Origin of the sequence: Paenibacillus sp. FSL M7-0656, from assembly GCF_038003225.1 — a bacterium.
GTDB classification, from domain to species: Bacteria; Bacillota; Bacilli; order Paenibacillales; family Paenibacillaceae; genus Paenibacillus; species Paenibacillus amylolyticus.
In genome coordinates this window covers 6937967-6952698 of the sequence record NZ_JBBOOT010000001.1, presented here as the reverse complement: position 1 = coordinate 6952698, position 14732 = coordinate 6937967, and the positions used below count along the sequence as shown (strand labels likewise).

Sequence of the window (14732 nt, the reverse complement as noted above, 5' to 3'; positions counted from 1 at the left end):
ATTACAACCAGGCTGCGATGCTCTTGTCGTATACCACCAGTTCATCTGAAGCAAAGAAATTTGCTGCTTCACGGGAAGCACTTTCCGGTGAATCTGCCCCATGAATCAGATTATGTGGTGTGTGGCTGGCGAAGTCTCCGCGAATGGTACCCGGAGCTGCTTCCTTCACATTGGTTTTTCCGATGACGATTCGCGCAAGCGCTACAATATCGTCGCCTTCCCACACCATGGCAAATACAGGCCCCGATGTGATAAAACGAACCAGATCATCGAAAAACGGTTTGCCCTCATGTTCAGCATAATGGCGTTTTGCCTGATCCTCAGACATCTGCACCAATTTGCCTGCCACCAACTTAAATCCTTTGTCTTCCAGACGGCTAATAATTCGACCGATCAATCCACGCTGCACACCATCCGGCTTCACCATCAAAAATGTACGATCCATCAGCTCACTCCTCACTCACGGTTCAAAGTTAATCACTATGTAAACGCAATCCCTATGATTGTAACATACATGTCCAAATCCTCCCAATGAGGAATCTCACAGTTCTGTTCATCTTTGGGTATGAGTAATCTGAGAGTCGAAGGTCATACATTGTTTAATGTGTACGTTTAACCACAAAATGAGCGATATCACGCAGGTTTTTGGTCGTCTTGATGTTAGGTAGCTGATCGAGAGCATCGAGCGCTTTCTTCATATATCGGTCAGCAAGGGCTTCAGCTTTAGCAATTCCTTGACTTTGTCGAATCATTCCAATTGCATCCGATGCACTTGCCCGTCCTTCTTCATGCTGGACACGGGAAATCTCCTTAAGCAAAGGTTCCCGCAGATCGGATTCTTCTAAGGCATAAAGTACAGGAAGAGTGATATTTCCTTGCTTCATGTCACTGCCAGGTGGCTTGCCAAGTTGTTTCTCGGTACCTACCAGATCAAGTACATCATCTTGAATCTGGAAAGCCATCCCCACATTGTATCCGTACGTATACAGCAGGGAAGATACATGCTCAGGCGCACGTGTAGCCAATGCCCCTAACTGACAACTAACTGCAATCAGAAGTGCTGTTTTGCGGCGAATACGTAGCAGATAGTTACGAACACTTTGTCCCGTATTGAAAAAGTCGCGAATTTGCTCCATCTCACCAATGGACATCTGTACCATAGCTTTGGCAAGGATACGATGAATCGCTGGATCGGATAATCCGGCAGTCATTTCAAGTGCCTTACCGTAGATATAGTCTCCAGTGTACATGGCAATCCGGTTATCCCATTTTGACTTCACCGTGGGTTTGCCTCGGCGTGTCTCCGCATTATCAATGACATCATCGTGAACGAGGGATGCCGAATGAATGAGTTCCAGCGGAACCGCAACCAGCTTCAGACGTTCAATGTCGTATGTACCAAATTTCCCACCAAGTAACACAAAAACGGGCCGCAACCGTTTTCCTCCTGCTTTGAGCAAATGAAGTGACGTTTCACTCAGCAGCTTCTGTTCTCCTCGAACACTGCGATACAACTCTTTCTCAATGTAATCCATGTCCTTTTTTAACAACCCGAAAATATCCAATAGTTTCATTCGTTCACCCGTATCAGCGTATTGTCAGTCCATAAATTCATGCTTACCTTCCCCTCCAGCAAGTCGGGCCTGCAGGCATTACGAAAAACCCGGCTTACCGTTCTTGCTTGTGTTGTTCTATAAGGTAATCTAACGTGTTTTTCTTCTCCGAATGTCATAGCCGACACCCGAAAATTAAACTCTGCGACTTGTTCTGAAACAAAATACAGAAGTTGCCGGAGCATGGGTCAAGACTGTGGTTCATGAAGACTCACCATCAGTGCTCACCAATACCCCGGGATTCGGGGGACAAATAAACCGAGCAACACTTTGGCAAAAAACAGCCTTGTATCGAACTCAGTCGTTATCCCCGTTCATCCGGTTCTCCCCATCTTGTAAACAGTTGATGTGGGATGCGCAAGCTATCCAGCACTTTCCCCACCAAAAACAGAATCAACTCATCCATAGTCTGAGGTTTGTAATAAAAAGCAGGCATAGCCGGTATCATTCGTACACCAAGACGAGAAAGCTTCAGCATGTTCTCCAGATGGATTGCATGAAGAGGCGTCTCACGTGGTACGAGGATCAATGTTCTTCCCTCTTTCATCATAACATCGGCTGCGCGAGACATCAGATTATCCGACGATCCCTGCGCGATGGACGAAAGAGTTCCCATGGAACATGGCATGATAATCATGCCGTCGGCCAGATAAGAACCACTTGCAATGGAGGCCCCTATATCACTCACAGGATGATAGATCAGAGAACCGGCACGGTTGCCGAATTTTTCTTCCAGCACCGCGTCCCGATTCGTCACATCCCAGTCCAATTCTTCTTTCAGTACACGCCACCCTGCATTGGATATGACCAGATGAACGTTATATTCCAAATCAAGCAGCGTTTCAATTAATCGAATGCCATATATGCTGCCACTCGCTCCGGTAATTCCGACAACCAGTCGTTTATTGTCCGGCTGCTGCACCATTTATTTCACCGCCAGATCAATCAGAGTGAACGTAAATACAATTAAACTAAGCAAACTGTTCATGGTAAAAAACGCCGTTTGAACACGGCTCATATCATTAGGCGATACAATATAGTGTTGATAGAATAGAATTCCATACGTCACCAACATGCCTGCGCCATACCACCAGCTCAGATCTGTCATCAACAATAACGCAAGAAAACCAATTGCAGTAATCACATGGAAGAACTTAGCGATCTGCAAGGATTTAACCAGGCCAAAACGGGAAGGTATGGAGTGAAGACCCTCTCCCTGATCGAATTCCAGATCCTGACATGCATAGATAATATCAAAGCCCGCGGTCCAGAACACAATCGTAACGTACAGCACAATCGCTGTCCAATCCATCGTTCCTGTTACAGCTACCCAGCCACCAAGTGGTGCCAAACCAATCGTCATTCCGAGAACAATGTGGCATAACCATGTGAATCGTTTGGTGTACGAATACAGTACCAACATAAACACAGCAATAGGTAACAGCTGCATCGATAATACATTAAGATTGGATGAGGCCCAGAATAACAATATAAATGAGATAATGACAAATATAACAACTTCCCCATTTTTCAACAGTCCTGCCGGGATGGCTCTCATCGCGGTACGCGGGTTTTTGCTATCAATCGCTTGGTCGATAATTCGGTTCAAACCAAAAGCCGCACTACGTGCGCCGACCATCGCAAGCAATACCCACATAATCTGCATCCAGCTTGGGAAGGTATCATTCACTACCATGGAGCCGAGGATCGCCCCCATAAATGCAAAAGGTAAAGCAAAAAGCGTGTGTTCAATCTTGATCATTTCTAAAAAGATGCGAATTTTCCTAAACATGCTGATTCTCCTTGGTTCCAATATGCAGTGCCGCGATACCTCCGGTCAGAGGGTAGGCCTGCACTTGTTGTAATCCAGTTTCTGCAAAAATGTCTGCCAGTTCCTGCCTTCCCGGGAAAATGGCCAGTGAGTCCGGTAGCCATTTGTACTGCTCAAAACTTTTAGCAAACACTTTGGCAAGATTCGGTAAAACCTTCTCAAAATAAAAATAATAAATGCCTTTGAACGGCTGCCATGTTGGCTTGGACAATTCCAGGCACACAACCATACCACCCGGTTTGACCACACGTTTCATTTCAGACAACACTTGTCTGAGATCAGGTACATTACGCAACCCAAACCCGATCGTCACATAATCAAACGAATTGTCTTCAAAAGGAAGTGACATGGCATTTCCCTGTGTCAGGGTAATCTGTTTTTGACGTTGCACCGCATTGATCTTTGTCTGGCCGACCTCCAGCATGTTGCTACTGAAATCAAGTCCGTGCATGTGCCCCGTTTCACTTGCCTCTGCCATAGCAAGCGTCCAGTCACATGTGCCGCAGCACAAATCAAGACCGGTATCGCCTTTGGACATATTCATCTTTTTCATGGTGAATTTACGCCAAGCCTTATGCCTCCGGAAACTTAGGATATCATTCATGACATCATATTTTCCGGCTATACTCTGAAAAACCGAATGGACATATTCTTCTTTCGGTTTGGTCTCTCCGCTCCCCATTCGTCTGTCTCCCCCTCAATCTTCCCTTACTGCCGCATGTGAAGGCTGCAAATATGCCAAGTAAGGCTCTAGAATTGCATGTATCTCATGCAAGCCCATCCGCCCTTCCTCATCTTGCAACAACAGTTGAATGCGGTGTGTACACTCGCGAAGCTTGTCCAGCAAAACCTCGCCAACCCTATGCTTCAGCACCATAGCGTTCCATGCACGTGCATCCAATTCAGACTGACGCAACACTTTGCGCTCATCGTCATTACCATGCTCGTATATGTGCCAATATGCATAGCTGTGAAGATATCGTTTTGCGTCATTCATCCGCTTCAGTTCTTCCACGATCGTTTCGCAGGAGCTGAATTCGGTCAACAGGCTGTTCCATAAAGACTCTTCGTTATGTTGAATCATGCCTGTAAATGAAAGAAACAGCTGCATTCTCAGCTGTACCGTTTCACGCAAGTATTCGTCAGCCGAAACGAGAAGCTTCTTCATCCGTTCATACAGCGTCATCTTGCGTGCGTTCACTCCGGATACAGCACCACTGAGTTTGCCAATCATTTCAATTCTGCCCGCTTGGGCAAGCAATTGATAAAAACGGCTACTTAAATAATCCCCGGCGAGTACATTCAACTGACGTGAACGCATCTCTTGCTCTTTCCGCTCACCGGAAATGGTATCGATTCGATCATGCGTATCCATGGCCAACTGAACGAGCGAAGTTGCAAGAGCATATAACTCTTGATGCACCTTTTCGTCTGTGCGGCCCACAAATACCTGCAACAGACGTGCTCGGCTATCCGGAAATGATGGGATTTCCGTATGTTGTCGAATCATGTCGTAATCCGTATATTTCTTTGCTAGTTGGGGTACGCGATATGAATTCATTCTCAGCCTCCGAGCCTTAACATTGTTAAACCTTTTCTGCACTACAATCTTATATATTATAGCATATGTTGAACGGGCACGCACTGAATCCTGCTATTCTATTACCCCTGACTTGTCATTTCGAATTGCTTCTTCCAGAGTTCGGTCTCCATCAAATGAAACCAGTCCTTCAATTCATCTGAAAAGGCCGCACTTTTCCAGTTCCGTAATGTTTCAATCGCATACAGAGGCCACTCTCCACGCCGAATATCAGCAGCAAGTAACAGATGTCGTTTATGCATCCATTCATCTTCTGCCATCACACGCAACAGCACCTGATCCACGTTATCCAGACTCCGAAAGCCAAGATCCGCCACAGCTGCCATGTTCTCATAGATTTCAGTGTAACTTGTACCCGTTCCTTTAACTTTGAGGTCCAGTCTCAAAATGGACTGCTTCCATTCCACTCTTGCAATGGGAGTTGATAGTTGCATGGAGCTTAGCACATCAACCAGATTGTCATTCGTTAGCTGAACTGGATGATGTGATGCAGAGGCAGGCTGTACGTTGTCCCCGCCCCATGTACGCATATGTAAGGTTTGTATCGCAACAAGCAGAAAGACCGCCGCAACCGTTGCCAGCATTGAAGCAGTAACAATCATCCGCGGTTTCATATACGCCTCCCTGCCTTTACCTGTTAGTGTAGTCTGTCCGGTAAAGGCTCATACCTCATTGTACAATGAAAAAAAGCAGGCTATGCCTGCAATCTTCATTTGAATGTATTCAATCTGTCCATTACTCCGATTCAATCTGTCCATGCTTGGTAATCAGCGTGGCTTTGCCCCGGATTTTAATAGCTGAAGTATGGGTGGTAAATTGGGCAAACATCACTTCACCCTTGTCCAATTTCTCGGTGTGGTGAAAACGTGTATCCTGACCTCGGGTTAATCCGATCACCTGGACACCATTTTCCTCTGCCTTAATTACAATATAATCATTGCCGGTTGGATGATCCATCACGCATGTCCCCTTCTTTAGTTCGATAGCGTTAATGATGATTAAGATTGTTTCATTTGTCAACCTGCGCCTTATACGAATGAACCGCAAGAATCATCGTTAAAGGGCAAAAGAAAAGGCCGTGAACAAGTCACGGTCTTTTTGTCGACATATGGAATATGTAGAAATCTTATTTAATTCCGTCTTTGAGCGCTTTACCTGGTTTGAATGCAGGAATTTTGCTCGCAGGAATTTCGATTTCTTCACCTGTTTGCGGGTTGCGTCCTTTACGTGCAGAGCGCTCGCGAACTTCGAAGTTCCCAAAACCAACCAATTGTACTTTATCTCCGCTTTGAAGAGCCTCAGAGATTGCATCGAATACGGCATCAACCGCTTTCGTTACATCTTTCTTGGACAATTCAGTCGCTTCAGATACGTGTGTAATCAAGTCTGATTTGTTCATTTGTTTTTCACCTCCTGTATCAATGTCCTGAATGTTATACTGTGTTTCCGTTTTATAGCGAAATATACGTTCATACGCAAAAAATCTACGTACATCTTGAGCGCTGAACACAAATCTCCGCCTGCGGTCAACAGTCATTTTCGGCAGAATGTCGTCTGAAACCACGGGCATTTCAGACGCCGAACAAATTTCATACTAATACAGACAGCCCACAATTTCAAGTCCGGTTGCGGTTTAAGACGTAAAATGTAACCGCCAGGGCAAGCACGAGAACCCCACCTTTTACAATATCATGTGTGAAATACTGTACGTTCATCATTGTTAAACCGTTCACAAGTACACCAATCAGAACCGAACCAATGAAGGTTCCGATGACATTTGGTTTACCCGCACCAAACACAGAGAAACCGACAAATACTGCAGCTACGGATTCCATTAACAACGGTGATCCCGCATCAATTTGCCCAGATCCTACTTTGGAGGCATAGATGATACCCCCGATTGCTGCAAACACTCCAGCGGCTACATAGGCGAGTGTACGCACCTTTTTCACCTTGATTCCAGACAACCGTGCAGCTTCCTCATTACCACCTGTAATGTACATCTGGCGCCCATATTTCGTATACGTCAAAAAGATATGCACACCTATTACCGCAATAAGTAGCATGATAACCGATATCGGCATACCAAGCCATTTACCCTGCCCTATTAGCAGGAATGTCGGGTCCATCTCTCCCGCAGCTTTGCTCCCATCAGGGAACTGCATGTGATTGTAAATGGTATATCCCTGTGCATACGTTTTGTGAATACCTCCGATAATGTACATCGTGGCAAGGGTGGCGAGCAAATCCGGAATACGCAATTTTACAATGAGCAAAGCGTTAAGTAAACCAATAACAGCGCCAATGATTAGTGGCACAATAATTACAATTGCCAGTGGTTGTTGATACCAAATCATTAACGAAGCAGTAACGACGGTAGTTAATGAGACAGTCGCCCCAACCGAGAGATCGAATCCATCAACAATGAGAGATAACGTAACACCGATCGCTACAAAAGTAACGATAGAGATCGAGCCCAAAATATCGGTCAAGTTACTGTACGTAAAGAAATAAGGCAATTTAATGCCGAAAAATGCGATAACACCTATTATGACTATAATCGCCCCGTAACGGAACGCAAAATCCAGTGATTTATCCTTCATGATTGCACCTCTTGTCCACCGCTTGCATAGTATAGCAGCTGTTCTTGGTTAGTCTCGCCTCGTTTGAACTCTTTTACGATAACACCTTCGCACATGACAGCGATTCGGTCACCAATTCCCATGCCTTCATCCAGTTCACAGGTGAAATAGATTACACCCTTGCCCGCCAAAGCCAGTTCATTAATGATGCGGAAAATGTCACTTTTTGCCCCAATATCTACGCCTTTGGTTGGCTCATCAAATATAAATACATCCGCATCCGCATTAAGCCATTTACCAATGGCTACCTTTTGCTGGTTACCACCGCTTAGATATTTCACTTCCTGTTTCACGGACGATGTTTTAATTCCAAGCTGTTTCACCAATGACTCTGCGTTTAGACGTTCCCTCTTACGGCTTACGAAACCTAATGTACTAAGACGACTTAGCAAAGGTAGACTTAAATTTCGTTCCACGTTCTCCTGAATCAGGATTCCTTGTTTACGCCGCTCCTCCGGTACAGAAACAATCCCCAGAGCCGCCGCATCCGCAGGCTGAGATAGGCGGAGATTACGGTTGTTAAGCCGGATCTCGCCTCCCTCCAGCCGATCTGCACCAATCAGCAAACGAGAGCTTTCCGTTTTACCCGCGCCTACCAGACCCACCACAGCGAGGACTTCACCTCGGCTTACAGAGAGGTTAACACCTTTAACCTTCACTCCACGACGAAGCCCACGCGCCTCCAAAAGCAGTTCCCCCACGGGCGCTTCCGTCTTTGGAAATTCTTCTTCAAATGGTTTGCCTAACATCTGAGTAACCAAATCATTGATCGTCAGTCCCTTTGCTTCACCAGTAAATACATGTTGTCCATCTCTCATAACCGTAACGCGATCACAGTGACCCGTCACTTCCGCAAGACGATGGGTAATGAAAATGCAGGCTACGCCCCGCTCCTTCAGCAGATGTACAATACGGAAAAATGCATCCGTTTCTTCCTGACTCAGCGGTGCAGTAGGCTCGTCAAAAATGATGACCTTGGCATCCTGAATCAAAATCCGTGCCAGCAAAATCATCTGTTTTTCTGCAAGTGTCAGATCGGCCACTTTTTGGTGAACGGATATGTCCGCCCCTAATTGCTTCAATGCCTCAACCGCGCGCTGTTGCAGCTTCCGTGGACTTTTCCACCAACCTCCAGCAGATGAAGCCAACTGATCCAACATAATGTTCTCCGCAGCCGTCAGCTGTGGCACCAGTGCCGCATCCACTTCCTGATAGACACAGTGAATCCCACTTGCCTTCGCGTCTCCCGGAGAACTCAAATGAAGCGCTTGTCCACTTAACTGAATCGTTCCCTGATCCAATGGATAGGCACCGGACAAAATTTTCATTAACGTGCTTTTACCGGCACCATTGGCACCCAGCAGCGCATGAATCTCCCCACCTTTTACAGAGAAATCCACATCCTTCAGTGCAGGAATACCTGAAAACTGCTTGTGGATATGTTCCATTTGAAGCAGAATCGGTGCAGTGCTCATGATGTTAACCTCCAATCGTTCCCATACGGGAGTATCCCATTTCTCATCCAGACTTGCACATCTTCATTATGGTGGAAAAAGCGCGCCTTGCGGCGCGCTTCCCTTACGCTGCTTATTTAGCAGTAATTCCGTATTCACTCATCCAGTCCTTGATTCCTTGTGTGCTGCCACCCCAACCTTCAACGAACTCAGACAGCTCCGAAGTGGAGATTTGTTTATCCGGCAGAGCTTCGCGTTGAACATAGACCGGGTTAAGAACAACTGCATCTTCCGTCTCGTCCCCGTTCAATTTCTGATAAGCATAACGTACCTGGACGCGACCAATATCTGTTGGATCCACAGCCGCAGAAGCAACCCAAGGATTTTTCGGGTCCTGAATCATTTGCAGATCCTCGTCACTCATATCGATACCATACACTTTGATCTCATCACGTCCAGCTTGTTGAATGGCACGTGCTGCACCTTTGGCGAACTCATCCCATGCAGTCCATACAGCTGTAATCTCACCTTTTGGATACTGCTTGAGAATAGCTTCCATTTTGGCTTGTGTATCCAGCGCCGGATTCTGTGCAGAACCGAATGTAGCTATTTCCTTGATGTCCGGATTTGCTTTCATGAATTCACCGTATGCAATCTGACGGCGTTCCATCGGTGCGAAACCAGCTACCCATACTTTGACAATATTGCCTTGTCCATTGATATCTTTTTTCATTTGCTCCAGTGTCAGTTCAGCCATCTTCTGGTCATCCTGCGACAGGACTGTAGCTCCTGGAACACTGATAGCTGCGTCAAACACGACCACTGGAATATTTTGTTCTACTGCCTTCTTCACGCCTGGCTCTAATAGGGAATCACCGTGATCCGTGAGAATGGCATCGAACTTCTGGTTAATAGCGCTATCAAGCAAGGATACCATCTTTGCTTTGTCATTATCGGCAACAAACGTTGTCAGTTCTCCACCGAATTTTTCGATTTCTTCTTTTACACCTTGTACATATTGCTGCGAGAAAGTACCTGTATTAAACTCCATAATAAGTGCAATCCGTTTGCCGCTTAGAGGGCCTGTAACTGCTTCCGTTTTTGGTGTATCATCTGATGCACCCGAAGCCGGAGTGGCTGCCGGTTCTTTTTTGATTCCGCAAGCGGACAGCGCCAATGTAAATACTAATAACACACTCAACCATACCCATTTAGTCTCTTTTCTTTTCATCTCTGTATCCCCCTGTCCACTCTCTGTGATCTCGATCACAATAGTTGAATATTAATATAACGGCTAATCCCTAGTATGTAAATGGGTTTTAGCAATTTAAAGCTAAAACTCGCTAAGTTTTTTCGAAAGTACTATTCTTCCTATCCATTTCATCCAAAATAAAGAAATCACGTAAAAAAGACCGCGAGGGGATGCCCCCTTACGGTCTTTTGATGTCTTACAGAATGATAGCGATCAAGCCGCCCGAACCTTCGTTAATGATTCTTCCCAGCGTCTCTTGCAATTTGTATCTTGCATTATCCGGCATCATGGCAATCTTGCCCTGGATACCTTCTCGCACAATGGAGTGCAGTGAACGACCAAACATGTCTGAATCCCATACCTTGATCGGATCGTTCTCGAAGTCCTGCATCAGGTATCTCACCAGTTCCTCACTTTGTTTCTCCGTACCGATAATTGGTGCGAATTCAGATTCTACATCAACCCGGATCATGTGAATGGACGGTGCCGTTGCTTTCAGACGTACGCCAAATTTGGTGCCCTGACGAATGAGCTCAGGTTCATCCAGAGCCATCTCGGCGAGAGATGGAGCAGCAATGCCATATCCGGTCGTTTTGACCATCTCCAGCGCTTCTGCGAAGCGGTCGTATTCTCTCTTCGCATGCGAGAATTCCTGCATCAATTGCAGCAGATGATCCTTACCGCGAATCTCGATGCCAACCACTTCCACGAGAATCTGATCATACAGTTCATCCGGCGCGTACAGGTCAATTTCGGCTACACCTTGCCCCATATTCATGCCACTCAGGCCTGCGCGATCAATGAATTCATATTCCATGAACTGTGCGACAACCCGATCCACGTCACGAAGTCTGCGAATGTCCTTAACGGTATCCCGTACGGAATTTTCGTAGTTGCTACGCAGCCAGTGAGTCTCATTGAGTACCATAACCCAGCTCGGCAAGTTTACATTCACTTCATGCACAGGGAACTCATAGAGCACTTCACGAAGTACACCCGTCACATCATCTTCCGTCATGGTCGCTGCACTGAGTGTCATCACCGGAATGTCGTATTTGGCAGCAAGCTCACTACGCAATTGCAGGGCTTCTTCACTACGAGGCCGAGTGGAGTTGATGACCAGGACAAACGGTTTACCCACTTCTTTTAATTCCGCAATGACCCGTTCTTCAGATTCCACATAGGAGCTGCGGGCGATTTCGGCGATTGTGCCGTCTGTTGTTACCACAACACCCAGTGTAGAATGCTCCTGAATGACTTTGCGAGTACCAATTTCGGCGGCTTCCTGGAATGGAATTGGTTCCTCGAACCAAGGCGTGGAGATCATGCGTGGACCATTCTCATCCTCGTATCCCTTGGCTCCTTCCACCGCGTAACCTACACAATCCACAAGGCGCACATTGACATCAAGTCCTTCTGCCACCTTGATCTGGACTGCGTTATTCGGTACAAATTTTGGCTCGGTTGTCATGATGGTTTTGCCTGCTGCACTTTGTGGAAGTTCATCCACTGCACGGGCACGATCAGCCTCGCTTGCGATGTTAGGCAATACGATCGTTTCCATGAATCGTTTAATAAATGTTGATTTTCCCGTCCGGACTGCGCCGACAACCCCGAGATAAATATCCCCTCCGGTCCGCTCAGCTATGTCCTTAAAAATGTCCACTTTCTCCAATGAAATCCCCTCCCTAAATTACTCCGAAGGAAAAATGCTAAAGAGCATCCGCTTCGTTTTTTCAATCAGAAGACTGAAATCCCTGCAACGGTAGAGCCGCCTTTGTGAGTGCCCGGAAGTCGTCCGCCGCCGAACGTTGCATTCTGATGAAACCGGCGAGAGCGGCGTTAACTCGTACATGCAATTGGACTAGTATCATCTTATGTATCCGTATGCGGCAATATGACGCGTATTTTTGTTTTTTTATCTTAAGGTGATGACATTAGGAGAATCCCCCGATCTCGGACTGCGCGTCTTTATTTCAATCTACTTTATGTGATCCGCGAAGCTTTTATGACGGTTATTGCTCATACTGACAAAAGAAAAAAGAGATATCCCTTATTTGGAATATCTCTTTTTACCATTAGAGCCATGGTGGTCATACAGCTAAATCATTTGAATTGCAACCATGCTTATTTTATGGGCTGGGCAACCGGCGCATTATTTTTCCAAGCGTAGAAAACCGATTTTACAGGTACGAAGTAGGAGTGTTCCACCAGCAAATCCCGAACATCTTCAGTCTCTGCTGGAGACACGTCAGACTTTTCCACTGCCTGCATAATATCAAAAGCATAATCTACATAGACCTTGCCTTCGTCATCCATCATAAACGGTAACGCCTGACCTGAATATACACTATTCAGCGTAATGGAAGGAGTACCTGCCTGAGCAGCCTGCTCCATATTCACAACATATAACCCCGGATACAGTTCTTCCCCGCTTGGCAGCTTATTGTTATGTACGGACTTATATTGATTAACCATTCGTTGCACATCGTTTACTTTCTGTACGGTCAGAAGATCCATCACTTTAATGGTCGGATTCACTTCTTCGTCCTGAATAAGGAAGTAAGCGCTCCCACCACTTTCAAAAGCAGTCCCCGGTATTTCATCCAGATACCCCAGTTGTTTCAACTTGGGCAGGTCCACTCTGAACTTTTCATATTTTGGCGTTTCCATATCTGCATTGATGATTGGCAAAATCCCCTCATCTTGCTGAAATGCCTCGACCGCACTCTGGATGCGGCTCACGCTTTCCCGATAGGCTATCTTAGGGTCTGAATTGCTCTGGGATGGATACATACAACCACTTGCTGTAAAAGCAAACAACAGGAATAACAGCAGACCGCCCGTCTGATGTTTCAGACGCTGCCGTCCGCTTCCTTCCACACATTTTGGCTTGTTCCTAATCATTCGTGTCCTCCTTGAATAACTCATTAGAGAATCAATGTCATAACGCTCAGAACCAGTCGTCTTCCTGTTGTTGACGTTCCAGTTGTTTCCGAATGGCTGCCTTCAGCGGGTCCTCTGGAACATGAACCGATAGAGATCCACACACCTTGGCCTGACAGGACAGTCGTGTACCTGCTTCCAACAGTGAACCCAGCTTGCGCTTTTCTGCATCTGTTGGTGGATACAGTTCCGTCCGATGTTCTTCATCCACGTTCACTTTGCACATCAGGCAAGCCGCTTTGCCATCACATCGGGTCGTAATCTTGACTCCAGCACGTCGTGCTGCATGCAGAAGTGTTGCCCCTGGTTTGAGCGCTATCGATTTGTTCATAGGTAAAAAAGTAACTTTATAGTCCATCATTTTCCTCCCTCAACCTACTGGGGCCATGTAAAGCCAACAAGCTCTTCCACTTCGGCTCTGAAGCGGCTTGTCCAGACATTCTGTTGACTTAACAGCATCATTATAGGTTGATGTGCATCTGGCTGCTCGCGCATCTGTTTCGCAATGGGGACATAACGATCTTCACGACCTCGTAGCAGATTAAACAAAAGCTCATGCGCAAGCGGCATCAGTCGCAGGCTATATGAACCCACTTGTGCTACTGGTGCATGCGGAGCAAGTACATGTTCAATCTCAATACGGTACCAACTTTTGCGAGCCCATATTTCGAAACCACCAACCAGTTCCAGCGCACATTCACCCACCTGATAGTGGCTCAGCAGAGAAGCATACGGTCCTGTCTTGTCCACTGTAGGCTCGTCAAGCATTTCCCCTGGAGCGCTACGGTGAAGTTCTTTAGCAGCAGCAACATCCGCATAGATATCAATATCTCTCGGAGCCTGTTGCAACTCCACTCCTTGAAGCAGCAACCCACAACTTCCTCCAAGTAACCATGTCTGTGGCTGTGTGTTCCAGGCTTTGGCCGTTTCCAGCAAAGCCGCGTGTAATTCCGGATAACGCTCTGTCCGACCCTCCGTATCATGCGGCCCCATAGGCTCACACTCCCCTCATCCGTGTTCATTGTGTCAGTTCTTATGATGTGCTTATGCGGATGTTATCCTTCAGGCATGGGAAATCAGGTCAGAGAAGCGATTCCACCGAACAAGCCAATCAGCATAATCAAAAATGCAATCAGAGAAAGAATCCCCCGTACAATACCTTTTGTTTTGGCACGAGCAAACGTAATCAGGAATACAGATAGTCCCATAATGAGGATGGCCACCAATGACAGCCACATCTTGTCCATTGCACTCATAATCCAGCAGTCTCCCCTTCAGTCCGATATTCATCACTGACACTGTGACAATTGCAACCATTATAACACGAAATTCAGCTCAACTTTCCAAAAAAAAGACAAAAAAGCAAGCCGGCAGAAGCCGACTCGTCTTTTTGT

Annotated in this window: 17 protein-coding genes; all 17 read right to left on the bottom strand. The window is 46.4% G+C overall.

Annotated elements, in window-relative coordinates; all coding sequences use genetic code 11:
* Position 1: 1 nt before the first annotated feature.
* Positions 2 to 445, bottom strand: a complete 444-nt coding sequence (ndk, locus tag MHI01_RS30505; protein WP_017687704.1) for a nucleoside-diphosphate kinase — start codon at positions 443 to 445, stop codon at positions 2 to 4.
* A 154-nt stretch (positions 446 to 599) separates the two neighbouring features.
* Positions 600 to 1574, bottom strand: a complete 975-nt coding sequence (locus MHI01_RS30500; protein WP_017687703.1) for a polyprenyl synthetase family protein — start codon at positions 1572 to 1574, stop codon at positions 600 to 602.
* A gap of 343 nt (positions 1575 to 1917) precedes the next feature.
* Positions 1918 to 2538 carry a UbiX family flavin prenyltransferase gene (locus MHI01_RS30495; protein WP_017687702.1) on the bottom strand — a complete coding sequence of 207 codons (621 nt, stop codon included), beginning with the start codon at positions 2536 to 2538 and terminating at the stop codon, positions 1918 to 1920.
* A complete protein-coding gene (locus tag MHI01_RS30490; protein WP_047843561.1) occupies positions 2539 to 3405 on the bottom strand; it encodes a UbiA-like polyprenyltransferase in 867 nt (288 codons plus the stop codon). It lies immediately after the preceding gene.
* Positions 3398 to 4126 (bottom strand): demethylmenaquinone methyltransferase, encoded by a 729-nt coding sequence (locus MHI01_RS30485; protein WP_036607690.1) that lies wholly within the window; start codon positions 4124 to 4126, stop codon positions 3398 to 3400. Before MHI01_RS30485 ends, MHI01_RS30490 begins: the two co-directional genes overlap by 8 nt.
* Positions 4127 to 4141: 15 nt before the next feature.
* The gene (locus tag MHI01_RS30480; protein WP_340984785.1) at positions 4142 to 5005 is read right to left on the bottom strand and encodes a heptaprenyl diphosphate synthase component 1; all 864 of its coding nucleotides are present in this window, start codon (positions 5003 to 5005) and stop codon (positions 4142 to 4144) included.
* A 101-nt stretch (positions 5006 to 5106) separates the two neighbouring features.
* Complete coding sequence (locus MHI01_RS30475) at positions 5107 to 5658, bottom strand: hypothetical protein (protein WP_017687698.1); 552 nt, start codon at positions 5656 to 5658, stop codon at positions 5107 to 5109.
* Between the two features lie 121 nt (positions 5659 to 5779).
* Positions 5780 to 6001: a trp RNA-binding attenuation protein MtrB gene (gene mtrB, locus MHI01_RS30470; RefSeq protein WP_017687697.1), complete on the bottom strand. Its 222-nt coding sequence runs from the start codon at positions 5999 to 6001 to the stop codon at positions 5780 to 5782.
* A gap of 169 nt (positions 6002 to 6170) precedes the next feature.
* Positions 6171 to 6443 carry an HU family DNA-binding protein gene (locus MHI01_RS30465; RefSeq protein WP_340984784.1) on the bottom strand — a complete coding sequence of 91 codons (273 nt, stop codon included), beginning with the start codon at positions 6441 to 6443 and terminating at the stop codon, positions 6171 to 6173.
* A gap of 217 nt (positions 6444 to 6660) precedes the next feature.
* Entirely contained in the window at positions 6661 to 7647 is a 987-nt protein-coding gene (locus MHI01_RS30460; protein WP_017687695.1) for an ABC transporter permease, read from the bottom strand.
* Complete coding sequence (locus MHI01_RS30455) at positions 7644 to 9161, bottom strand: sugar ABC transporter ATP-binding protein (RefSeq protein WP_076250000.1); 1518 nt, start codon at positions 9159 to 9161, stop codon at positions 7644 to 7646. The genes MHI01_RS30460 and MHI01_RS30455 overlap by 4 nt, the downstream gene beginning before the upstream one ends.
* A gap of 112 nt (positions 9162 to 9273) precedes the next feature.
* Complete coding sequence (locus MHI01_RS30450; protein ID WP_036672016.1) at positions 9274 to 10371, bottom strand: sugar ABC transporter substrate-binding protein; 1098 nt, start codon at positions 10369 to 10371, stop codon at positions 9274 to 9276.
* Between the two features lie 217 nt (positions 10372 to 10588).
* Positions 10589 to 12067 (bottom strand): stage IV sporulation protein A, encoded by a 1479-nt coding sequence (gene spoIVA, locus MHI01_RS30445; RefSeq protein ID WP_017687692.1) that lies wholly within the window; start codon positions 12065 to 12067, stop codon positions 10589 to 10591.
* Positions 12068 to 12519: 452 nt separating this feature from the next.
* Positions 12520 to 13299: a hypothetical protein gene (locus MHI01_RS30440; protein ID WP_340984782.1), complete on the bottom strand. Its 780-nt coding sequence runs from the start codon at positions 13297 to 13299 to the stop codon at positions 12520 to 12522.
* 46 nt (positions 13300 to 13345) lie between these two features.
* Positions 13346 to 13696 (bottom strand): 2Fe-2S iron-sulfur cluster-binding protein, encoded by a 351-nt coding sequence (locus MHI01_RS30435; RefSeq protein WP_036607701.1) that lies wholly within the window; start codon positions 13694 to 13696, stop codon positions 13346 to 13348.
* A gap of 17 nt (positions 13697 to 13713) precedes the next feature.
* Entirely contained in the window at positions 13714 to 14331 is a 618-nt protein-coding gene (locus tag MHI01_RS30430; RefSeq protein ID WP_340984781.1) for a hypothetical protein, read from the bottom strand.
* 83 nt (positions 14332 to 14414) lie between these two features.
* Positions 14415 to 14594, bottom strand: a complete 180-nt coding sequence (locus tag MHI01_RS30425) for a DUF2768 family protein (RefSeq protein WP_036607705.1) — start codon at positions 14592 to 14594, stop codon at positions 14415 to 14417.
* Between the last annotated feature and the right edge of the window lie 138 nt (positions 14595 to 14732).

Excerpts from the sequence above, each read along its gene's own strand:
- MHI01_RS30490 (WP_047843561.1), bottom strand. The coding sequence starts at position 3,405 with ATGTTTAGGAAAATTCGCATCTTTTTAGAAATGATCAAGATTGAACAC.
- MHI01_RS30440 (WP_340984782.1), bottom strand. The coding sequence starts at position 13,299 with ATGATTAGGAACAAGCCAAAATGTGTGGAAGGAAGCGGACGGCAGCGT.
- MHI01_RS30450 (WP_036672016.1), bottom strand. The coding sequence starts at position 10,371 with ATGAAAAGAAAAGAGACTAAATGGGTATGGTTGAGTGTGTTATTAGTA.
- MHI01_RS30500 (WP_017687703.1), bottom strand. The coding sequence starts at position 1,574 with ATGAAACTATTGGATATTTTCGGGTTGTTAAAAAAGGACATGGATTAC.
- MHI01_RS30465 (WP_340984784.1), bottom strand. The coding sequence starts at position 6,443 with ATGAACAAATCAGACTTGATTACACACGTATCTGAAGCGACTGAATTG.
- MHI01_RS30455 (WP_076250000.1), bottom strand. The coding sequence starts at position 9,161 with ATGAGCACTGCACCGATTCTGCTTCAAATGGAACATATCCACAAGCAG.
- MHI01_RS30435 (WP_036607701.1), bottom strand. The coding sequence starts at position 13,696 with ATGGACTATAAAGTTACTTTTTTACCTATGAACAAATCGATAGCGCTC.
- MHI01_RS30475 (WP_017687698.1), bottom strand. The coding sequence starts at position 5,658 with ATGAAACCGCGGATGATTGTTACTGCTTCAATGCTGGCAACGGTTGCG.
- MHI01_RS30430 (WP_340984781.1), bottom strand. The coding sequence starts at position 14,331 with ATGGGGCCGCATGATACGGAGGGTCGGACAGAGCGTTATCCGGAATTA.
- mtrB (WP_017687697.1), bottom strand. The coding sequence starts at position 6,001 with ATGGATCATCCAACCGGCAATGATTATATTGTAATTAAGGCAGAGGAA.
- MHI01_RS30485 (WP_036607690.1), bottom strand. The coding sequence starts at position 4,126 with ATGGGGAGCGGAGAGACCAAACCGAAAGAAGAATATGTCCATTCGGTT.
- ndk (WP_017687704.1), bottom strand. The coding sequence starts at position 445 with ATGGATCGTACATTTTTGATGGTGAAGCCGGATGGTGTGCAGCGTGGA.
- MHI01_RS30495 (WP_017687702.1), bottom strand. The coding sequence starts at position 2,538 with ATGGTGCAGCAGCCGGACAATAAACGACTGGTTGTCGGAATTACCGGA.
- MHI01_RS30460 (WP_017687695.1), bottom strand. The coding sequence starts at position 7,647 with ATGAAGGATAAATCACTGGATTTTGCGTTCCGTTACGGGGCGATTATA.
- MHI01_RS30480 (WP_340984785.1), bottom strand. The coding sequence starts at position 5,005 with ATGAATTCATATCGCGTACCCCAACTAGCAAAGAAATATACGGATTAC.
- MHI01_RS30425 (WP_036607705.1), bottom strand. The coding sequence starts at position 14,594 with ATGAGTGCAATGGACAAGATGTGGCTGTCATTGGTGGCCATCCTCATT.